22 protein-coding genes and 1 other annotated feature are annotated in these 20,440 nt (G+C 43.5%); of the genes, 2 read left to right on the top strand and 20 right to left on the bottom strand.

The features are described 5' to 3' along the window. The first annotated feature begins 187 nt into the window (after positions 1-187). Positions 188-910: an RNA polymerase sporulation sigma factor SigK gene (gene sigK / locus J7I80_RS15745; protein WP_192470806.1), complete on the top strand. Its 723-nt coding sequence runs from the start codon at positions 188-190 to the stop codon at positions 908-910. Between the two features lie 633 nt (positions 911-1,543). On the opposite strand, the gene J7I80_RS15740 is transcribed toward sigK, so the two are convergent. The 4 genes from J7I80_RS15740 to J7I80_RS15725 all read right to left on the bottom strand — a co-directional run bounded on the left by J7I80_RS15740 (position 1,544) and on the right by J7I80_RS15725 (position 4,823). After that, the gene (locus J7I80_RS15740) at positions 1,544-1,681 is read right to left on the bottom strand and encodes a YrzI family small protein (protein ID WP_102263671.1); all 138 of its coding nucleotides are present in this window, start codon (positions 1,679-1,681) and stop codon (positions 1,544-1,546) included. 356 nt (positions 1,682-2,037) lie between these two features. Then, the gene (locus J7I80_RS15735) at positions 2,038-2,292 is read right to left on the bottom strand and encodes a YrhC family protein (RefSeq protein WP_251027804.1); all 255 of its coding nucleotides are present in this window, start codon (positions 2,290-2,292) and stop codon (positions 2,038-2,040) included. Positions 2,293-2,706: 414 nt separating this feature from the next. Continuing rightward, a complete protein-coding gene (locus tag J7I80_RS15730) occupies positions 2,707-3,414 on the bottom strand; it encodes a 5'-methylthioadenosine/adenosylhomocysteine nucleosidase (protein WP_214739290.1) in 708 nt (235 codons plus the stop codon). Between the two features lie 113 nt (positions 3,415-3,527). Then, positions 3,528-4,823 carry an amidohydrolase family protein gene (locus tag J7I80_RS15725; RefSeq protein WP_214739288.1) on the bottom strand — a complete coding sequence of 432 codons (1,296 nt, stop codon included), beginning with the start codon at positions 4,821-4,823 and terminating at the stop codon, positions 3,528-3,530. Between the two features lie 160 nt (positions 4,824-4,983). Here J7I80_RS15725 and J7I80_RS15720 point away from each other — a divergent pair, with 160 nt between their 5' ends. After that, positions 4,984-5,190, top strand: coding sequence for a YrzA family protein (locus tag J7I80_RS15720; protein WP_192470803.1), 207 nt, complete (start codon positions 4,984-4,986; stop codon positions 5,188-5,190). Positions 5,191-5,222: 32 nt separating this feature from the next. Here J7I80_RS15720 and J7I80_RS15715 read toward each other — a convergent pair whose 3' ends face one another. From J7I80_RS15715 to J7I80_RS15640, 16 genes are all read right to left on the bottom strand, one after another. Further along, complete coding sequence (locus tag J7I80_RS15715; protein WP_214739286.1) at positions 5,223-5,915, bottom strand: YrrS family protein; 693 nt, start codon at positions 5,913-5,915, stop codon at positions 5,223-5,225. Positions 5,916-6,000: 85 nt separating this feature from the next. Beyond that, on the bottom strand, positions 6,001-7,773 hold the full coding sequence (locus J7I80_RS15710) for a peptidoglycan D,D-transpeptidase FtsI family protein (protein WP_214739285.1): 1,773 nt from the start codon (positions 7,771-7,773) through the stop codon (positions 6,001-6,003). A gap of 56 nt (positions 7,774-7,829) precedes the next feature. After that, the gene (gene greA / locus J7I80_RS15705; protein ID WP_041967730.1) at positions 7,830-8,306 is read right to left on the bottom strand and encodes a transcription elongation factor GreA; all 477 of its coding nucleotides are present in this window, start codon (positions 8,304-8,306) and stop codon (positions 7,830-7,832) included. A 207-nt stretch (positions 8,307-8,513) separates the two neighbouring features. Continuing rightward, positions 8,514-9,149, bottom strand: coding sequence for a uridine kinase (udk, locus tag J7I80_RS15700; RefSeq protein ID WP_214739283.1), 636 nt, complete (start codon positions 9,147-9,149; stop codon positions 8,514-8,516). Between the two features lie 4 nt (positions 9,150-9,153). Then, a complete protein-coding gene (locus tag J7I80_RS15695; RefSeq protein ID WP_214739281.1) occupies positions 9,154-10,422 on the bottom strand; it encodes a peptidase U32 family protein in 1,269 nt (422 codons plus the stop codon). Positions 10,423-10,449: 27 nt separating this feature from the next. After that, positions 10,450-11,379 (bottom strand): peptidase U32 family protein, encoded by a 930-nt coding sequence (locus J7I80_RS15690; protein ID WP_214739279.1) that lies wholly within the window; start codon positions 11,377-11,379, stop codon positions 10,450-10,452. Positions 11,380-11,384: 5 nt separating this feature from the next. Further along, entirely contained in the window at positions 11,385-12,023 is a 639-nt protein-coding gene (locus J7I80_RS15685; protein ID WP_214739277.1) for an O-methyltransferase, read from the bottom strand. Between the two features lie 299 nt (positions 12,024-12,322). After that, complete coding sequence (gene mltG, locus J7I80_RS15680; RefSeq protein WP_214739275.1) at positions 12,323-13,474, bottom strand: endolytic transglycosylase MltG; 1,152 nt, start codon at positions 13,472-13,474, stop codon at positions 12,323-12,325. 480 nt (positions 13,475-13,954) lie between these two features. After that, complete coding sequence (locus J7I80_RS15675) at positions 13,955-14,242, bottom strand: DUF1292 domain-containing protein (protein ID WP_214739273.1); 288 nt, start codon at positions 14,240-14,242, stop codon at positions 13,955-13,957. 15 nt (positions 14,243-14,257) lie between these two features. Continuing rightward, complete coding sequence (gene ruvX, locus J7I80_RS15670) at positions 14,258-14,674, bottom strand: Holliday junction resolvase RuvX (protein WP_192470794.1); 417 nt, start codon at positions 14,672-14,674, stop codon at positions 14,258-14,260. A gap of 1 nt (position 14,675) precedes the next feature. Further along, positions 14,676-14,945 carry an IreB family regulatory phosphoprotein gene (locus J7I80_RS15665; RefSeq protein WP_023627198.1) on the bottom strand — a complete coding sequence of 90 codons (270 nt, stop codon included), beginning with the start codon at positions 14,943-14,945 and terminating at the stop codon, positions 14,676-14,678. Between the two features lie 79 nt (positions 14,946-15,024). Further along, entirely contained in the window at positions 15,025-17,658 is a 2,634-nt protein-coding gene (alaS, locus tag J7I80_RS15660; RefSeq protein ID WP_214739272.1) for an alanine--tRNA ligase, read from the bottom strand. 75 nt (positions 17,659-17,733) lie between these two features. Beyond that, positions 17,734-17,945: a binding site (T-box leader), on the bottom strand. A gap of 64 nt (positions 17,946-18,009) precedes the next feature. Next, the gene (locus J7I80_RS15655) at positions 18,010-19,089 is read right to left on the bottom strand and encodes an AI-2E family transporter (RefSeq protein ID WP_214739271.1); all 1,080 of its coding nucleotides are present in this window, start codon (positions 19,087-19,089) and stop codon (positions 18,010-18,012) included. Between the two features lie 405 nt (positions 19,090-19,494). Next, positions 19,495-19,620 (bottom strand): YrzQ family protein, encoded by a 126-nt coding sequence (locus tag J7I80_RS15650; protein WP_251027810.1) that lies wholly within the window; start codon positions 19,618-19,620, stop codon positions 19,495-19,497. A gap of 33 nt (positions 19,621-19,653) precedes the next feature. Continuing rightward, positions 19,654-19,845, bottom strand: coding sequence for a hypothetical protein (locus J7I80_RS15645; RefSeq protein WP_023627194.1), 192 nt, complete (start codon positions 19,843-19,845; stop codon positions 19,654-19,656). A gap of 9 nt (positions 19,846-19,854) precedes the next feature. After that, positions 19,855-20,331 carry a PRC-barrel domain-containing protein gene (locus tag J7I80_RS15640; RefSeq protein ID WP_214739269.1) on the bottom strand — a complete coding sequence of 159 codons (477 nt, stop codon included), beginning with the start codon at positions 20,329-20,331 and terminating at the stop codon, positions 19,855-19,857. Between the last annotated feature and the right edge of the window lie 109 nt (positions 20,332-20,440).

Below are 20,440 nucleotides of genomic sequence, written 5' to 3'. Positions count from 1 at the left end.
TTTATGTGAACGTTCTTAGTCTAAAAAGTGACAAAACAAGGTGTTCATAGAAATATCTCTTGCTTCTTCAGAATATTATTCTGGATTAAATTTCCAAATAAAATATTTAAGCGGACAGACACAATCGTCCCCCTTCAGACATAGGAATTTATTATAGGCGAAAGCCTAAAAAAGCGGGGGTGGAAACATGTCGGGCATACTAACAGCACTCGGGTACTTAGTTAAAGAAGTGATCCTTCTTGTTTCGTATGTTAAAAACAATGCATTTCCTCAACCGTTATCTGCAGCTGATGAGCGAAAGTACTTAAGGTTGATGGCTAATGGAGATCCACACGCAAGAAACATGCTGATTGAGCACAATTTGAGGCTTGTCGCACATATCGTGAAAAAATTCGAAAACACCGGCGAGGATTCGGAGGATTTGATTTCTATCGGAACAATCGGCCTGATCAAGGCTATTGAAAGCTATTCGGAAGGCAAAGGCACCAAACTGGCAACATATGCTGCCAGATGCATAGAAAATGAAATCCTCATGCATTTAAGAGCATTGAAAAAAACCAAGAAGGATGTATCATTGCACGATCCCATCGGCCAGGACAAAGAAGGAAATGAAATTTCGCTCATCGATGTCCTGAAGTCAGAATCCGAAGATGTCATTGATACCATCCAGCTCAATATGGAGCTTGAAAAAGTAAAAGAATATATCGATGTCCTCGATGAGCGTGAAAAAGAGGTCATTGTTGGCCGATTTGGCCTTGATTTAAAGAAGGAAAAAACACAGCGTGAAATTGCGAAAGAACTCGGCATCTCAAGAAGCTATGTTTCCAGGATCGAGAAGAGGGCATTGATGAAGATGTTTCATGAATTTTATCGGGCCGAAAAAGAAAAGAAGAAGAATAAAGGGAAGTAACGCAGAAACCCGGGCCTACGCTCCGGGTTTTCGCTTTTTTACAAGGCTCTTTTCTCATACTTTGTAGCTATTGACTACAAAGTATGATTGAATGACCTATGTTTCTTCACAAAATTAAAGCTTATTAATGAGAAAAGAGCTTGCACACTTAATACCGAACTGCAAAATGGCTTTTTATCACGTTAAAATCGGCTTTAGGATTTTAACAACAATCTTTACGAAAACAGCCTTTAACAAAAAAAAAGGCATCAACCAATATTGGTTGATACCTTTTTAACACTCTATTCCACGCTTACTTCTGCAGCAACAACGAGACCGACAGCGCCGCAGATTACCAATCCCATGACAATCAAGAACATGCCTATCACCCCTTCAGCATTCACCCGTGTTTACACCAAATTTACCATATAATGACGGTGCTAAAAGGAAGAGGTTGTGAACATTTTGTTAACGATGGGATTTCTTTTTCCTGAATATTAATGTTAACAGCAATACGTGCAGTGACATACAGATTACCTCCCGACTCCGTCGTTAGGTGGTGTCCTTCTCCACCCATAAGCTAGCCAGTCTTCTTTGAATTAGATAAATCATTTTTATTCATTCCACCTTTCTTTAGTTGATTATTCAAATGAATTAAAACGGGCGCAGCATTGTTTGACGAGTTTTATTGTCTTCCACCATTTTTTCTACCATTTCGTTATGGCGAATTTCTTCTAAAGACATCTGGCGTTTGTTAATTGTAATTGTAAAGAACAAGATATTTAAGGTCATGATCGGTTCACCTCCTTTTTATTTCCACCCCAAAAAGCCGCAAGGATTCCTCCCCTGCGGCAAAATGGGCACAAAAAAGCCACAGGGCACGATTCTCCCTGCGGCCATGGATGTATAAGTGTCAAAAAAACAGCTTAAATAATCCAGTCCGATCCGGTCGAATGCGTATTGCAATATGAAGTTTGTGCGTTATTCCAGTATCCATTCATGATCATTTCACTCGACCTCCTTTTGAATTATTTAACCACATTGGTAAGTATATCCACTTTACTTTAATTTGTAAACCTTTTTATGGCCGATTTTTCCAAAAAAGTATTCGTCAAAATCCAACAAAAAAAACGCCCCTAAGGACGTTTTTATTTCTTCATCAATAATTCCTGGCCTTCTTCTGACTCAATCAGCTCGTTGCGGTATTTTTTCGCAAAAGAAAAGAATACGATTGAACCAGCAAGAAACACGATGGACGCACCAGTAGCAATATATATATCTGTCATCACTTTCGTTTCAGACGGAAGGATCGTACCAAGATAAAAGAAAACTCCTACAGCAAGCAGGACTGTCGCAAACTGTTTAAAATCAACCATTTTCTCATAGAGTTGCTTAGCCTTCATTAATATCACCTGCATTTTAATAGACTTAACCACAACCCTACTGTAACATCTTTTAAACATGTTTTATTCATGTAATATTTGGAAAAAGGGTGGGAGTTGAGATATTATGTGAGGTGATTAAGGTCTTTTCAGATGTACCAGAGCTGCTGCTTCAGACAAAACTAGCTGATTCCCTGTGATTTTGTTCGAGCTTGTGGCTACTTAGGACAAAACTAGCGGGTAGGTATGTGATTTTGTCTGAACCTGGGACTACTTCGGACAAGTCTGGCTGCTCCAGCTGTGTTTTTGTCCGAACCTGCGCCTAATCTACTGTTTCTTCCTCCAGACCAGTTACTACTCTTAACCTTATATCCCAACAAAAATAAATAGCGTGGAATAAATTCCACGCTAAAAAAGCTTCGCTTTTCACATGAATTATATCTTCCAGTTCTTGACCATCTCATTGACGATCTCGAAAGAATTTTTTGAAGCGAGTTTCGTAAATTCCAGGAAGTTAACGTCTGCTGAGCCATCTGCCTGGTCAGACATCGACCGGATGATCACGAATGGGATGCTGTTCATGCTGCATACTTGTCCTACTGCTGCCCCTTCCATTTCTGTACAATACCCATTAAGTTCCTCATATAGAAACTTTACTTTATCTCGGTCGGCGATGAACTGATCACCTGATAGAATCCTGCCGCTGATAATTTTCTTATCCTCAACAATTTCTTTGCTTGCTGAAATCGCCAAATCCACCAATCGCTCGTCGGCTTTAAATACAGAGACATCCGTATAAGGGATTTCCCCTAGTTTGAAACCCAGTGCACGAACATCCATATCATGCTGCAAACAATCAGTGGAGATGACGATATCTCCAATTCTCAGGTCAGGGTTCACAGCACCCGCTACGCCTGTAAAAACAATCTGTGATGCAGAGAATTCATCAATCAGGATTTGAGTACATACACTCGCATTCACTTTTCCTACCCCAGATTTACATAGCACAACGTCATACCCATGGAAGGTGCCGACATAGAAAGTAATGCCTGCTTTCTTTTTTTCATCATAATCCTTCATAGCGTCGAGGATATGCTGTATTTCTTCATCCATTGCACCAATAATACCGATTCTGCTCATCATTGTGTCCTCCAATTTATAATAAGTTCTAATCTAACTTCCGGTTTATTCTCTCCTGGCTTCAGGCGACTGATTTTCTTCCGATCCCCTATGCCCATTTACTAGAATGAAAAATTTTACGACAGGAGTTTCGACATTCGATTTCCCTCATAAAGCACTCTTTCTTCATCTATCGTTGTAAACTGTCCGCTGGCAAGAATTTGTTTTCCCTGTACATAGACATCCTTCACATCACGTCCAGACCCAGAATAAACAAGGTGGGAAACTGGATTATGCTTAGGATAAAAGAAAGACTGATTGGAATTTACGACAATAAAATCTGCGTCTTTGCCTGCTTCAAGAGATCCAATCCGATCATCCAGCCAGAGGGATTCTGCTCCATGGATCGTAGCCATCCTCAAAGCTTCCTGAGCGGTAATGATTGTCGCATCCTGGGCGAATCCTTTATGGATCGTCGCCGCAGCTTTCAGCTCTTCAAATAAGTCGAGATTATTGTTGGAAGCTGCACTGTCTGTCCCAAGGCTGACGGTCACTCCCTTTGCCAGCATTTTGCCAACCGGGGCAATGCCGCTCCCCAATTTGAGGTTACTAATGACATTATGAGATACTTTCACATCTTTTTCCGCGAGGATTTGAATATCTTCGTCATTCACATGCACCGCATGGGCGACAAGTGAAGGCCGGTCAAAGAATCCTAGCTTTTCCAGGTGGCGTACCGGTGTAGCGCCGTATTCCTCAATATTCTTCTCAACTTCAAATTTCGTTTCGGACATATGAGTATGCAGCGGAACATTCAGCTCAGCTGATTTATCAATGATCTGGGAGATATACTCTGGTGAGCAGGTATACGGAGAATGAGGCGACAGCATTGTCGTAATCCTTCCATTAGCGCCGTTATTCCAGCTCCTCGCAAAATCTGCCGCTTCCTTAAGCTTGCTCTGTCGAACTTCCTCCGAACCAAAGCCTATCACACCCCGGGTCAGTACTCCACGGATGCCAGCTTCGTCAACAGCCATTGCGATTTCATCCATATTGTCATACATATCAACAAAAGTAGTTGTACCCGTTCGGATCATTTCAAGGATAGAAAGCTTTGCACCCCATCTTGCATGCTCTTGTGTATATTTAGCTTCAAGCGGCCAAATTTTGTCTTCCAGCCATGTCTGCAAAGGCAAATCATCACCATAGCCTCTCAGCAGTGACATCGGGGTGTGTCCATGGGTATTGACCAGGCCGGGGAGCAGGATGTTCCCTTTTAAATCTACTTTTTCCACATAAGAGGTTAAATCATCAGGCGTGATGCCCACATAGATAATTTTCTCCCCTTCAATGCCAATAGCCCCATTCTCGATCACTTCATGATCTGTGTTACTCGTAACAATCGTTCCATTATAAAATATCTTTCTTGTCATATTGATCTCTCCTATGTAAGAACACTTACTTACTAGAATCTGGTGCTTGTCCTTAAAATATGCCTGCCGTTTTAATTTATCAAAATTAGTTTCATTTTTATAGAGAATTTGCTATTTTATTTTGTGTAGATACAGTTGAATGCAAAAGGAGAACGATTCTATGGATTTCCAATTTGAACTAATAGAAGACAAAGTTGAATTTTTTGAAGCGGTCGATTTGAAAACTCTTGAACAAAAAATCAATAAGCAAATCGAAATCAATAAAGCGATCATGCTGTCCGTCCATCATGTGTCCCATCAGATGCATCTAGACGATAAAGGCAGGCTGTTCTATTCGGCGGTTGTTCACTTCAAGGCAAAAAAATAAAAGGGGGACGCTGCTTCATCCCCCTTCCAACTTTACGATGGTTTTTGATCATTTTGAATCAGTTCTTCCACTTTTACCGGTTTCCAGCCTTCGCCGTCCACCCACTGAATCCAAACCCTGAATGTCTGGTCACTGCCCTTCTCAGAGATTGTTCCAACCGCTGTATTAGGCGCACCGCCATTTCCATTAAACCATACTGTCATGTTATCTTTATCGATTCCTGTAGCATAAGAATAGGCCAGAATCATTTCCTGCCAATCCACTGCATTTTGGTCGAATACAGTATTATGTTCGCCGGATTGGGTCGTACCAACCGGTTTCCATTCAGGATTCTCGATCGTTTGTTTCACGTTGGCATCACTGCCGCCTTCTGTCACGATTGGATCGGACAATTCTTCCTGTTCTTCAGACTCATCAGCAGCCTCTTCTGACTCTGATTCATCTGCTTCCTTTTTATCGGATTCCTGGCTATCGTCTTTTTTGCCAGCACCCTTGCTGTCCTCTTTTTTATCCGGAGAGGCTGCGTCCTGATTCTTCTCAGCCGCTACACCGTTTTGGTCGGCTGCCCCTTCATCATTGCTGAAGAAAATGTTAAATGAGACAATTCCAATCAACAAAACGACGACAACAATCAAGCTATTTAAAATAAGGTTCGTTTTTCTGCGCTTAGCCCTTATTCGTGAACGTGTCCCCTCATTTAGGTTATCATAATCATCGTGCTTCAAGATCTTTCCCTCCCTTATAAGGTTGTCAACATTCTACCATGACTGGGGGCAAACTTGAAGGATTTTATATTCATCTAATGATGGCTCAATTGTTTTCAGGACCATCAGCATGGTTAAATGCATAAACCTCTTTTACTATATCTGCAAAAAGGGGATTCACCCCGCCCTCATCTTCAAAAACACCTAAGTTGACAGTTACAAGCGCATACTTTGGGTTTTCGTAGGGAAAATATCCGGAGAACCATTTATTGTGCAGCTGTTTGTCACCTTTGTATATCCCGGTTTCGGCCGTACCTGACTTTCCAGCCACAGCATATGGCAAGTCCCTGAACCACCTCCCCGTACCCTTCTCATTCACGACAACCTCCCGTAAAAGCTTTTGCAGTTTCATCGCGGTGAATGGAGATATTTTGTCTCCTTCAAGCTTCTGACTAGGGAATTCAGTCATTTCAGCACCATTTTGATACTGAATGGACAGAACAGCCCTGACCATGTCTTTTTCTCCGCCCCTGGCAATCGCAGCCATCATGTTCGCAACAGCAAGGGGAGACACCCTTACTTCATGCTGGCCTATCCCCGATAAACCTGCAAAATTTTTATCCTTCCGTGCTTCATCCGATAAAAAGACCCTTCCCTTTTCCTCGTCCTGTAGCTGTTTGAAATCTTCAAGATGAAAAATATCCCCCTGCCAACCCACACCCCCGGTAATTGACAGCTTCTCTGCGTATTTTTCGAGCTTATTGGGGTCTTGCTCCTGAAGCTCCCTGGCCAGTTCTCCAAAAGCCCTGTTGCAGCTTACTGCAAAGCTATCAGTGAAATTGAGCATTCCATAGTCATATTTCAAATCTGGAGCACCGCTGATCGTCTTGCTGCAATCAAATTTCCTGGCAGGATCATCCAGCCCCTGCTCAATCGCTGCCGCCGCGACAACCGTTTTAAAGACGGATCCGGGGATATGCTGCTTGACCATCATATTTTCTATTCCTTCATCATCGAAGGGTTTTGCCTGATTTATGGCAGGCCTAGACACCATTGCCAGTATACTATTCGTTTCAATATCGAGAAGCACCACACCGCCCCTGTTGATGTTGTGCTGATCAACTTGATCCTCTAAGAGCAATTGCAGGTCTTTGTCTATCGATGTCTGGAGGTTGATTGGATAAAATGGATTTGCGGGATCTATGTATTTCACATTAATCCCAAATAATGGTGCTCCTTCTCCGTCAACATGATAAACCAGCTTTGATTTCCCTTCGGCAACAAGGAACTCGTCAAAGCTCTTTTCCAATCCGGAGAGACCAATCAAGGTTCTTGGGAAGAAATCTTTCTCACCATACCTTGATTTCAGAAGTGCTTCATTCTCGCCTATGATACCCAGAAGCTGGGCAGCCGGCACTTTTTCCATTGGATACTTCCGCTCAACAGCAAATACTCCCGGTATTTCCAGCTCATTAATGATTTCCATCTGACTCTTTGTCAAAATCACCGGATCCGGGTCGCCAAAAGCAAATGGTTCCTTCGACTTTTCCACTGCTTTTTGCAAAGAGTATTCAGATATGCCTAAAGTACTCGCGACCTTATTTGCTTTCCAGTCCATCTTCTTTAAAAAAGGGAACAGGACGAGAACGGATGAAGTTTCATAGGAAAGAGGGTCTCCTGAGCGGTCTAGGAAGTTACCTCTCCCATTATCTACCACCATTTCCTGCGACCTTTGCTTGACGCTTGCCTCTATAAGATTTATTTCATGCCTGGAAAAGGATTCCGTTTCAAATAACTGCAGCTGGGCCAGCCTTAACAGCAGCAGACCAAAGGCAGCTATACAAATGGAGATCCACGCCACCATTCTTTTTTTACGCATAAAAAACACCTCGTCAAAAGTGTTGACGAGGTGCTCATGTTTCAAACATATGGTATTTACTTTATTGTCGTGATGCGAACGTTCATTTCACCGCCAGGAGTCTGGACAGTCACTTCGTCGCCTACTTTTTTGCCCATCAGGCTTTTCGCAATCGGAGAATCGTTCGAGATTTTGCCCTCAAACGGGTCAGCTTCAGCGCTTCCTACTATTGTATAAGATTCTTCATCGCCATCAGGAAGCTCGACGAAAGTCACTGTTCGGCCAAGGCTGACTGCATCTGTGCTCACTTCATCTTCCTGAATGATTTTTGCATTGCGGATCATATTTTCAAGAGTCGTGATACGTCCTTCTACAAAGGCTTGTTCCTCTTTTGCGGAATCGTACTCAGAGTTCTCTGAAAGGTCGCCAAAGCTGCGAGCGATCTTGATTCTCTCAACAACTTCTTTTCGTTTGACAGTCTTTAATTGTTCCAATTCTTGTTCCAGCTTTTCTTTTCCTGCCTGTGTCATAGGAAACACTTTTTCTGTAGCCAAAATACTTCACTCCTTCTAGTCTTCACAAATCCCCAATAAAATAGATTGTGTAATATTATATTATGTATCCTGAAAAATATACAGGAGCGCGTCCTTGGGCAGGGCGCGCGAATTAAATAGAGCCATTTCAGGCCATTTATTTCTCATTGGACAAAAGGAAGCACTTTATTCAAGTACTTCCATGTCCACATTATCTATGCTATTGTGTCACAAAAATGATTTTTGTTCAAGAATTGTTTGAATTTTTGTTACCATCAGGTCGATCGCAACATGGTTGTGGCCGCCTTCCGGAATGATCACATCTGCGTATCGCTTGGTCGGCTCGATGAACTGGTTGTGCATCGGCCTGACTACATTAACATACTGTTCGATGACCGAGTCCATTGAACGGCCGCGCTCCTTGATGTCACGCAGCAGCCTGCGGATGATGCGCAGATCGGCATCTGTATCGACATAGAGCTTGATATCCATCAAATCGCGCAATCTTTCGTCCTCAAGGATCAGGATCCCTTCAAGGATGATAACATCCTTCGGTTCAACATGGACCACTTCGTTAGAACGAGTATGGATGGCATAATCATAAACTGGCTTCTCAATCGCCTCATGGCGGAGCAGCTTTTGGATATGCTGGATCAACAGATCATTGTCAAATGCCAACGGATGGTCATAATTTGTCTTTAGACGTTCTTCCATTGGCAGATGGCTTTGGTCCTTGTAATAGTAGTCTTGCTCAATCATCAGGATTGATTGACTCTTAAAGCTATCATATATTGCTTTTGTAACGCTTGTCTTTCCTGAGCCGGAGCCGCCGGCTACACCAATTACAACAGGTTTGCGGTCCATTGATTTACTTCTCCTTCCGCATCATGTTATTTGGGTAGACAGGCTTGTCCATCTTGAACTTGACGATTTGCAGCGGGTGGCGGGCAACATCCAGTTCATTGCCATCTTCATCCCAAATCTTATCGACAACATGAGTGAAGTTCTCGATTTCCGGTCCAAAGAATTCAACCTCGTCGCCAGGCTTGAAGTAGTTCCTTTGCTGAAGTGTCACCATTTGTGTCTCAGCATTGTAATCAAGCACAAGGCCGGCAAAATCGAAAGTTGTCTTTTTGCTATGGTTTCCAAACATTTGCTCTTTATACCCAGGAACTCCTTCAAAGAAGGCAGTTGCTGTCTCACGGTTCGCACATTTGTCCAATTCCTCAAGCCATTCCTGCTTGATGACGAAGTTTTCAGGGTCCGCGCAATAAGCATCAATTACTTTGCGGTATACACTTACTACCGTTGCGATATAGTGGATCGACTTCATGCGGCCTTCGATCTTAAGGCTGTCGATGCCAAGCTCGATCATGCGAGGGATAGACTCGATCAGCTTAAGGTCCTTAGGGCTCATCGCGAAAGGTGAGTCGCCTTCTGTAAACAATGCGTTCTCGTCATTTCCTTCAAGTGTATACAAATCATAATCCCAGCGGCAGGACTGGCAGCAGCCGCCACGGTTAGAATCACGTGCTGTCATGTGATTGCTCAATGTACAACGTCCTGAGTAGGCAATACACATTGCGCCGTGGATGAAGGTTTCGATTTCGATGTCGACTTTTTCCTTCATTTCCTTGATTTCATCTGCACTAGTTTCACGAGCAAGAACAACACGCTCAAGTCCTTCTTCCTTCCAGAACTGGACAGCCTTCCAGTTTGAAAGGGACTGCTGTGTGCTTAGGTGAACTTCGATCTCTGGAGCGACCCTGCGGCATGTTTCGATAATCAGAGGATCAGCGACGATGATACCGTGCACGCCTGCTCCCTTCAAGCCTAATAGATAGTCTTCAAGACCATCGATATTTTCGTTGTGGGCAAAAATGTTTGTTGTAACATATATTTTTGCTCCGTATTTCTTGGCGAACTCAACGCCTTCCTTCATTTCTTCAAACGTGAAATTATCTGCGTTCGAGCGCAGGCCATACTCCTGCCCGCCAATAAAAACGGCATCTGCACCATATTGGACGGCAATCTTCAACTTCTCAAGATTTCCGGCTGGCGCAAGCAGTTCTGGCTTTTTCACGATAACACGCTTACCGTCAACAATCTGCGAGATATTATCTGCTACTGCTGTCATTACGCAACCTCCTTATAGTTCTTACTGTTAATAAACCGTCTCTTTGAAAAAGAATCCTGTATCAAGCGGGCGGTTTGGCGGCTGCAGTTCTTCTGCTGCTTCCAGCAAGCCGTCTTTTTCTTCGTCGTATTGGTCTGGATCTTCAACAGCCAGGTCAATGGCTTTTCGGTAAAGTTTCGTGACTTCAAGAATATATTCAGGGCTCTTCAGGATGCCGTCAATTTTAAAAGAATCGATCCCTGCTTCCACTAGCTCCGTAAGTTCATCAATGATGCAAATATCATTAGGACTCATGATATGAGTTCCATTTTCATCCTCGAAGATAGGATATTTATTCTCGCGTTCTTTATCGTGAAGGAACATATTGCGTTCTTGTTTGCGGTTCTCCACTTCAAGCGCTTTGCCTTGATATTCAAAGTAATGTCCGAGCAATGGACGTTTAGACTGGAACATGTTCATCATTCCGTGAACCTGCACCTCGATTTCCACCTCGGCATTTTCCTTGATTTCAACAATAGCGTCCATATTGATTTCCCTTGCAAGAACGGCTCGTTTTGCACCTTTTCTGCCCCAGTAGTTGCAAGTATACCAGTTCGTGCCTGTTGTTTCCGTGCTCCAGTGAAGCTTCATTTCCGGAGCATATTCCTTTGCGGCCATCAATACAGCAGGGTCGCCGAATGTGACTCCGTCCGCATTGGCATCCTTAAGGAAAGTCAGGTAATCACCAAGCAAGTCCACTTTTTCATTGTGGAATAACGCATTCATAGCGACATACACTTTTTTGCCTTTTGAATGGGCCAGTTCGATCGCCTGCTTTACGTCCTCACGGTTAAATTCGCCAGCTAAGCGCAGCCCGAATTTCTGTTCACCAATCAAGAAAGCATCTGCTCCTGCCTCCGCCAGTGGAATAATATCCTCAACACTCTTTGGAGTTACCAATAATTCAGGTTTATTCATTCCGTTCACCTCTTCTTACTAATCGCTATTCCATCGCCAATCGGCAGGATGACCGTATCATACTCCTGATTGGCTGCAAGCCAGCGATTGAATTCGTCAATTTTTTTTACCAGGCTACGAAGTCTTCTGCTATCAGCTTCCTGATTATATACAAGCCCTTTAAAAAGGACGTTATCCGTAATGATCATTCCTCCCGGTTTCAAGTACCTGGAGTACATTTCGAAAAAGCGCTTATACTGCCCCTTGGCAGCATCAATAAAAATGGCATCAAACGGAGCATGGCCGGCAACTTCCTCTTCCAGCTCAAGCGCATCACCACTGATTTGGATGATCTGCTGCTGCCTGTCTGCCCTTTTAATGTAATCAACAGCAAGCTTAAACCGTTCCTCATCACGTTCCAAAGTGACGATCTTTGTTTTCGGCAGAGCGAATGCCATCCTTAGTGCGGAATAGCCAATTGCCGTTCCTACCTCAAGGATCGCTTCCGGCTGCTGTATCCTCAAGAGCTGGAGCATGGTTTCAATACCTGCCGGCTCCATGATCGGGACACCATTTCGATCTGCATATTCCTCCATCTCTAAAAGGAGGCCATTCCTGGGTTGTATTAAAGAATCTATATAACTTTGCAGCTCTTGACTCAGCAAGCTGCTTCACCTCTATTCAAAGACTTTCTCTCAGCCAGAGTAGGTATATGGATGACTGTCCGAGCATGAAAAAAATAGCGTTCACAGGTTAAGAGGAACACCTTCAGGCAATGCTGCCTTACAGGTTCATAAGCTAAAAGCCACAACTCCTACATCTGCAATACACGCTATCAAATGAATCTGAGCCCCCATCGAGAGCCCACACTGGACAGTAATATTACTACAAAAAAACACTTGTATTATTTTATCACAATAAGAAGGGAAATGCTAACCTTTATGCATTTCCCTTTAATTTACTGCTATTTTTTATTTGTGATATGTTCATTTACTTTGCGATTGTGCTCTGCCAGTGTCTTGGAGAATAGCACATCCCCTGTCGAAGTAGCAAGGAAATACATATCATCTGTATCAGCCGGAGCGAGAGCCGCTTCGATTGACATTACCCCGGGATTGGCGATCGGGCCCGGAGGCAATCCCTGTATCTTATAGGTATTATATGGATCATCGATTTCAAGATCCTTGTAAAATACCCGATCTTTATGTTCACCATGCGCATACAGAACAGTTGGGTCTGTCTGCAGCATCATTCCGTCTTCAAGTCGATTGTAGAACACGCTGGCGATTTTATCGCGGTCTACTTTCTCAGTGGCTTCCTCTTCGATGAGCGATGCCATAGTCATCAATTCATGTGTCGTCATTTCCTTTTCTTCCATCTGGCCCCTGAATTCACCTAGAACTTCTTTAGTTTTAGTCAGCATGACAGTAACGATCTCCTCGACTGTCGGCTTTTCAGAATAAAACGGATAAGTTGCCGGGAACAGATAGCCTTCAAGTGGATACTTCACATTTTCTTTCAGGATATCCTCTGTAAGTACATCCGGATATTTGCCCATCAATTTATTGATGAACTCTTTATCGTTCAGCTGTTTGAAAATCTCTTCCTCGTCCTGCTGTGTCTTTTCGGCAATAATTCCAGCGATTTGCTTTAATTGCTTACCCTCAGGAATCGTTATTTTCATGACAACTTCCTGCATGACTTTTCCTGTCTTCAAGCTAGTGATGATTTCAGGAAGTGTCATGGATGGCTTCATTTTATAATCGCCCGCCATAAAGCCCGCTTCGTTTTTAAACTTCACGTAATATTTAAAGACTCTCGCATCCCTGATGATCCCCTGATCCTCGAGAATCTGTCCGATTCCAGTCGTTGACGAGCCTATCGGTATATTGACATTCACAGTTTTTTTGCTGTTCTCATCCACTGGTTTCAGGGCTTCCTTGACATAATAATAGCCGCCCCCGCCAATTGCCCCAATGAGCAGAATCGCCACGATTGAGGTGATGAAAACAATCTTCCTAACGATTCTCGCTTCCTTCTGCTGTTCAACCAGCTTTTCAGAAATCAGTTGCTTTTTATCTGTTTTCGAATCTTTTATATTCTTCTCGTCTGACATAGTTCCCCCTCCAGTTAACAAAAAACTTCCTTCCTGGATACTCTCTAATATCACATCTCGAACCATTATACTATATTTTCTATTTCTATTTGCAAATAATTACGAAAAAATACCGCAGACGACAAATATACTAAAAATTCGACAACTGAACTTGTAGGATAAAATACTAGTTATTGCTTTTTTCGTGGGAGAGAGCCATCCCTGTATTATTGGAGTTGATCTATCGGGCACATCGCGGGGATTCTTCACTCAATTTGGGTCGATAGAGCCCTTCTATCAGACACTTCCACGTACTTCTTCCCCCTGTTTGTCCGATAGAGCCCTTCTATCGGACATTTCCACGTACTTCTTCCCCCTGTTTGGTCGATAGAGCCCTTCTATCGGCAATTTCCAAGGAATATTCTATTTTCACGGCCAATAGGTGATCCATTGAAAAATAAAAAGACCAGGCGTCATTCGCCTGGTCCCAGTTCGTCTATTTTATTCTTCGTCTTGCTCAGCAAGGAATGTTTCTAGCATTTCTTCGATCATGTCCCATTCTGCGTCAGTTTCGATTGGCATTAGTTCGCCATCTTCATTGTCTTCTGAAGGGTTGAATGCGGAAGCGTGGATTTCGATTTCTTCGTCATCGTTTTCCTCTGCACCTACTGGATAATACAGCACATATGACTTGCCGAATTCTTCTGAGTCAAATGTGAAAAGTACTTCGCATAATTGTTCATTGCCGTTTTCGTCTACTACTGTGATGTTGTTTTCGCCGTGGTCCATTATAGTCACCTCAATTTAATTTTGGCTGTTTAAATAGCCTTGTAAAATCATTACTGCAGCCATCTTATCAATGACCTTTTTCCTTTTTTTTCGGCTCATGTCCGCTTCGAGCAAAACACGCTCTGCAGCCACTGTCGTCAGACGCTCGTCCCAAAGGATGGCGGGGATGCCGAACCTTTCTTCCAATTCACGGGCATAGAATTGGCTCGCCTCTGCGCGAGGGCCGATTGTGCCATTCATGTTTTTAGGCAGCCCGACGACAACTTTGCCGACTTCATACTCTTTTATTATTTTACCAATTTCATCAAAACCAAACACATTTTCTTCTTCGTTGATTTTCAATGTTTCAAGCCCCTGAGCTGTCCATCCGAGTTCATCGCTCAGTGCAATGCCGACTGTTTTCGAGCCGACATCGAGTCCCATGATCCGCAATTTATTTCCCCTCTCGATGGTTCCTTAAATAGGATTTAACCAGTTCCTCGATAATTTCATCCCGCTCCAGCTTGCGGATGATGTTGCGGGCATCCCGATGGCGTGGAATATAGGCCGGGTCGCCGGAGAGCAAATAACCGACAATCTGATTGATCGGGTTATATCCCTTTTCCTGCAATGCTTCATACACCTGCAGCAGGACTTCGTTGGCATCATGCTCAAAAGGCTCTTCGGGAAAATTAAATCTCATCGTCTTGTCAAACGAGCTCATCGAATGCACCTCACTTTTAAAAAATGGCCGGTAAAATTTTCTTCAAGATACCTTCATTCTACACTACTTTACTTTTATATCAAATTGATTTTACCCATTCTTCGGCAAATTGAAGCGCATTGTCGAGTTTTGAAGGGTCTTTTCCGCCAGCCTGGGCCATATCCGGACGGCCTCCGCCGCCTCCGCCGCAAATTGCCGCTGCTTCCTTGATCAGTTTCCCAGCCTGATAGCCTTTCTTGATCAGGTCATCCGTCACTGCTGCAATCAGATTCACTTTACTGCCGTCGGTCATGCCAAGGAGGATGACTGCTGAACCAAGCTTCTGCTTCAAGTCATCAGCCATATTTCGCAGGCTGTTCATATCAGCTGCTTCGACACGCGCTGCCAGCAGTTGGACACCATTCACTTCTTTGACCTTGGAAGTCAGGCTTCCTGCTTCAATATTACCCAATTTTGCCGAAAGGGATTCATTTTCGCGCTGAATCTGCTTCATTTCAGCAAGCATGGAGTCAATTCTGTTCGCAACTTCTTTAGGAGATGTCTTCAATTTGGCTGCAGCATCTTTCAGTATGCCGATTTGATCATTCAGCACTTTGTAAGCTGCTTCGCCTGTTACTGCTTCAATCCTTCTTGTTCCTGCTCCGATGCCGCCTTCAGAAACAATCTTGAACAGTCCGATGACGGATGTGTTTGGAACATGGCAGCCGCCGCAAAGCTCCAGGCTGTAATCGCCGACTTTTACGACACGGACAATATCGCCGTATTTTTCACCGAATAATGCCATCGCGCCCATAGCTTTTGCTTCAGCAATCGGCTTGAAGCTGGTCTCAACCTGAATGCTTCTCCAGATTTTTTCGTTGACGATTGTTTCTACTTGCTCAAGCTCTTCTGCAGTCACCTGACCAAAATGAGAGAAGTCGAATCGCAGTCTGTCAGGCTCGACAAGAGATCCTGCCTGGTTTACGTGACCTCCGAGCACATCCTTCAATGCCTGGTGGAGCAAGTGTGTCGCTGTATGGTTCTTGATGATTCGAGCACGATTTTCCTGGTCAACCTTAGCTGTCACTTCAAGGCCTTTGGTTACCTTGCCTTCTTCTACAACTGCATGGTGAAGATTTTGCCCGTTCGGAGCTTTCTTTACATCCTTTACAGATACCTTAATTCCATTCGCTGTAAGGGTTCCTTTATCGGCAATCTGGCCGCCGCTTTCTGCGTAGAAAGGTGTAACATCAAGGATGAAATGGATCTCATCGCCGGCATTCGCTTCTTCAACTAGCTCGCCTTCCTTGACCAATGCAACAATCTTGCTGTTTGTTTCAAAATTATCATAGCCGACGAATTCACTGCTCTCTTTAATTTCGCCAAGAATACCGCCTTGAACCTGCATGGAACCTACGTCCTGACGTGCAGCACGTGCTCTTTCACGCTGCAGCTCCATCTCTTTTTCAAAGCCTTCATGGTCGACTTTCAAGCCTTCTTCCTCAGCATACTCTTCTGTCAATTCGACAGGGAAACCATAAGTGTCATAAAGGCGGAATACATCCTCTCCCTGAACCATGCCGCTGCCTTTTTCCTTCTCCTTCTTGATCAGCTCAGAAAGAATCGCAAGTCCTTCATGAAGTGTTTCATGGAAACGGTCTTCTTCATTCTTGATGACCTTCTGGATGAAGTCTGTCTTTTCTTTTACTTCCGGATAGAAGTCGTGCATGATTTCACCAACCACTGGTACAAGCTCGTACATGAATGGACGATTTATGTTCAGCTTTTTCGCATAACGTACAGCGCGGCGCAATAGTCTGCGAAGTACATAACCGCGGCCTTCGTTTGAAGGAAGTGCACCATCGCCGACAGCAAAAGCTACCGTACGGATGTGGTCAGCAATAACTTTAAACGCCTCATCCTTCTCCTTGGACTTTCCGTATTTTTCACCGGAGATTTCTTCAGTCGCATTGATGATTGGCATGAACAAATCTGTTTCAAAGTTAGTCGGAACGTCCTGAACAACAGAAGCCATACGCTCAAGCCCCATACCTGTATCAATATTTTTCTTCGGCAGCGGAGTATATGTTCCGTCAGGATTATGGTTGAATTCAGAAAACACAAGGTTCCAGACTTCTAAATAACGGTCATTTTCTCCTCCAGGATACAATTCCGGATCTTCAGGATCATTGCCGTACTCAGGTCCTCTGTCGTAGAAGATTTCTGTGTTCGGACCACTTGGACCTTCACCGATATCCCAGAAGTTTCCTTCAAGGCGGATGATACGCTCTTCAGGAACACCGATTTTCTCTCTCCAGATATTGAAGGCTTCGTCATCTTCCGGATGAATTGTCACCGAAAGCTTTTCAGGATCAAAACCAATCCATTTTTCATCAGTAAGGAATTCCCAAGCGAATTCAATTGCTTCCACCTTGAAATAATCACCGATCGAGAAGTTTCCAAGCATCTCAAAGAAAGTGTGGTGGCGCGCTGTTTTGCCGACATTTTCGATATCGTTCGTACGGATCGATTTCTGCGCATTTGTGATACGCGGATTTGCCGGGATCACACGGCCGTCGAAATACTTTTTCAATGTGGCTACACCACTGTTGATCCAAAGAAGGGAAGGATCATCGTGAGGTACAAGCGATGCGCTCGGCTCGATTGCGTGGCCCTTTTCCTTGAAAAAATCAAGATACATTTTTCTAATTTCAGCACCTGTCAGTTTTTTCATAAAACTAACCTCCTAAACCCAAGTGAAATTTAAGCTTTCAGGGATTTTAGGCAACAAAAAAAGCCCTCATCCCTGGACAGGGACGAGAGCTTGCTCGCGGTACCACCCTGATTATGGACGCAAAAACGCACGCCCATCTCTCAAAAACGCTTTAACGCAGCTGCTACGGCAGGTTTTGCCTGCACTCCGGAATAGCCTTCTGTTATCCTTCACCGGGAATTCTTTCAGCCTGGGAATCCCTCTCTTGACGATGGTCTATAACATACTCGTTCCTTCTACATTTTTCGAATTATTAATCTATAGCCGAATTATATATAGCCTGTTGCGGTTTGTCAAACGACTTGGCAAAAATTATGAATGGTGTTCTTTCTTTCTCTCAAGGATGATATGGTCTTTTGCATGAATCAATGCAGCCCTCAATACAACCAGGACGGGAACCGCAAGAATCAATCCAAGGATGCCGCCAACCTCTTCCCCCGCCAGGAGCGCAAACATGATCATCAGCGGATGCATATGCAGGCTTTTGCCGACAATCAGCGGGGACAGGATATTTCCCTCAAGGAATTGCAGAGAAAAAACAATTACAAGTGAAAGAATCACCATCTTCACCGACATGGTCGCTGCAATGATCACGGCTGGAATAGCTCCAATGATTGGGCCAAAATAAGGGATTACATTGGTTATCCCAACGATTGCTCCTAACAGCAGCGAATACTTGATGCCCGCCATCCAAAAAAACAATGAAGACAGGACACCAATGATAAGACATATGAGCAGCTGGCCCCGGATATAACTCCCGAGCGACTTGTCGACTTCGTGCAGGAACTTTGTGCCTGGCTGTCTCCACTGCCGCGGTGTCAGATACCATGCTGCTTTTTTCATGACATCGAAATCCTTCAGCATGTAAAAAGCGATAAACGGAATAACCGCTATCGTCAAAATTGAATTTATGATATCCATCAGGAATGTCATCGTACCTGCGAGCACACCATCAAGCCATTGCTCCATCCGGGTAATCCCATCCTCGATTCTTTCGTGGATACCTGCCGGCCAAGTCGAGGTCTGGTCAACAATATTATTGACCATTTGCCTATATTGCTCAGCAAAATACGGAGCATTCTCCGCCAGGTCGCCCAGCTGGCGGATCAGCGCTGGTACGCCTTTGTAAAAAGCAAATCCAGCTCCGCCAAAGAACAAAATATAGATGATCAGGATCGAAACCCCTCGGTGAAGCCCCTTTTGATGAAGGGCCTCAACAATAGGATTGAGCAAATATGTAATAAACGCTGCAACGGAAAAAGGTACAAGCAATGATATCAATACTTCCAAAAAAGGGACCCAAATGGACTGCAATTTAATAAAAACAAATAGCACAATTAATAAAAGGAGAAGAAATCCGAGCCGGTAATACCATTTCATCTGGATATTCAATATCTTCACCCACCTTCCTGTTTATTCTTGAAAGAAAGGTGGAGGATTATGCATTTTTTGGCCTTTTGAGGATATTTTACAAGCTTATTGAGATTTTTTTGGAGATTATGTAGGTATTTATCTTATCTGTTAGGTTATTTTTTCCTGCGTAATGGTTTTCGTTTTGTTTTTTTGTAAAATGAATCCAGAAAAGTGCAATTGGAAAAATCATTCTCTTAATAATCGAACATAATTAAGCAAAAAAAAACAGATAATCTCCCAAATATAATCCCTATTTGAGCAATAAAAGCTGATAATCATGCCGTCTGCATAAATTTAGAAAAAACAAAGCTTTTTTCCTGCTAAGCAGTAAAGAAACCCCTGCAAAAAATTACAGGGGTTTATCGATAAGACTGTTGCAGCATATTAAAATAAAGCTTTCGTCATTTTCCTGCCAAGCTTCTTCATTTTTCTGCCTGACATCATATTATTGTTGGACGTATAGTTGTAAGCTGCCATGCCAGCACCAAAAGCGATTATGGAGGTTAACATTTTATTCAATGTGCTTCACCTCTTCTATTTATTTTATATGCCGTATTGACGTTGATCTTCTTCAAATAAATCATCAAGTGAGCTCAATGTTCCATCTTCTTCGACTTGATGGGTATGAATCAAGCCTTTGTTCAGAGACAGTTCGATGAAGCAATTCCAGCAGTAATATTGGTTGATGCCAATTTTACCGATATCCTTGCTCCTGCAATTGGGACAACTTAACATAAGGACACCTCATCTCGATTTGACAGTGACGACGATGGCATCCTTTCCGATTGCAGGCGGACCAGTGGTCTTAATGACACGCTTCCCATTCGCGATATCCGAAAAAAAGCCATCCGTTAATTCGTACCCTACAATCGTGCCCACTTCTTCCATAAAATATACATCCTCCAGCAAGCCGAGCTGCTCCCCTTCCTTCGAAAGAAGCTTTTTCCCAGCGAGGCTTTCATTATGCTCGAATGTATATTCAGGCTCTGTCTCCAATCGCTCCAAGGCTGACTTGTCTTTCACCATGACCCCATCTTCACCAAATGATGAAACCTGGTTCACTTTGACCTGAAACGTTTTCTTGATGAACGCACCCTTTTTTACAAGTAAGCCTACTACGCTTCCATTGCCTGAAATGCTCACATCACAAACTTCGCCCAGTTTTTGACCACTCGCCAATTCATATACAGGCAGTCCCTTTAAAAGTGAAAATGTCCGCAAAAGAGTGTCCCGCCTTTCCGAACACTCTTAGTTTCCACTGACTGCAGGCAATTCATGAGGTGTAAGGTTTTCCATGGAAAATTAAAAAAGAATCCGCAAATAATTGCAG

The sequence above is a fragment of the Bacillus sp. ISL-41 genome, from assembly GCF_018613235.1.
Classification (GTDB): Bacteria; Bacillota; Bacilli; order Bacillales; family Cytobacillaceae; genus Mesobacillus.
This window is presented reverse-complemented; position numbering and strand designations above follow the sequence as displayed.

Excerpts from the sequence above, each read along its gene's own strand:
- sigK (WP_192470806.1), top strand. The coding sequence starts at position 188 with ATGTCGGGCATACTAACAGCACTCGGGTACTTAGTTAAAGAAGTGATC.
- J7I80_RS15740 (WP_102263671.1), bottom strand. The coding sequence starts at position 1,681 with ATGACCTTAAATATCTTGTTCTTTACAATTACAATTAACAAACGCCAG.
- J7I80_RS15735 (WP_251027804.1), bottom strand. The coding sequence starts at position 2,292 with ATGAAGGCTAAGCAACTCTATGAGAAAATGGTTGATTTTAAACAGTTT.
- J7I80_RS15730 (WP_214739290.1), bottom strand. The coding sequence starts at position 3,414 with ATGATGAGCAGAATCGGTATTATTGGTGCAATGGATGAAGAAATACAG.
- J7I80_RS15725 (WP_214739288.1), bottom strand. The coding sequence starts at position 4,823 with ATGACAAGAAAGATATTTTATAATGGAACGATTGTTACGAGTAACACA.
- J7I80_RS15720 (WP_192470803.1), top strand. The coding sequence starts at position 4,984 with ATGGATTTCCAATTTGAACTAATAGAAGACAAAGTTGAATTTTTTGAA.
- J7I80_RS15710 (WP_214739285.1), bottom strand. The coding sequence starts at position 7,773 with ATGCGTAAAAAAAGAATGGTGGCGTGGATCTCCATTTGTATAGCTGCC.
- udk (WP_214739283.1), bottom strand. The coding sequence starts at position 9,149 with ATGGACCGCAAACCTGTTGTAATTGGTGTAGCCGGCGGCTCCGGCTCA.
- J7I80_RS15695 (WP_214739281.1), bottom strand. The coding sequence starts at position 10,422 with ATGACAGCAGTAGCAGATAATATCTCGCAGATTGTTGACGGTAAGCGT.
- J7I80_RS15690 (WP_214739279.1), bottom strand. The coding sequence starts at position 11,379 with ATGAATAAACCTGAATTATTGGTAACTCCAAAGAGTGTTGAGGATATT.
- mltG (WP_214739275.1), bottom strand. The coding sequence starts at position 13,474 with ATGTCAGACGAGAAGAATATAAAAGATTCGAAAACAGATAAAAAGCAA.
- J7I80_RS15675 (WP_214739273.1), bottom strand. The coding sequence starts at position 14,242 with ATGGACCACGGCGAAAACAACATCACAGTAGTAGACGAAAACGGCAAT.
- J7I80_RS15665 (WP_023627198.1), bottom strand. The coding sequence starts at position 14,945 with ATGAGCTCGTTTGACAAGACGATGAGATTTAATTTTCCCGAAGAGCCT.
- alaS (WP_214739272.1), bottom strand. The coding sequence starts at position 17,658 with ATGAAAAAACTGACAGGTGCTGAAATTAGAAAAATGTATCTTGATTTT.
- J7I80_RS15650 (WP_251027810.1), bottom strand. The coding sequence starts at position 19,620 with ATGTTAACCTCCATAATCGCTTTTGGTGCTGGCATGGCAGCTTACAAC.
- J7I80_RS15645 (WP_023627194.1), bottom strand. The coding sequence starts at position 19,845 with ATGTTAAGTTGTCCCAATTGCAGGAGCAAGGATATCGGTAAAATTGGC.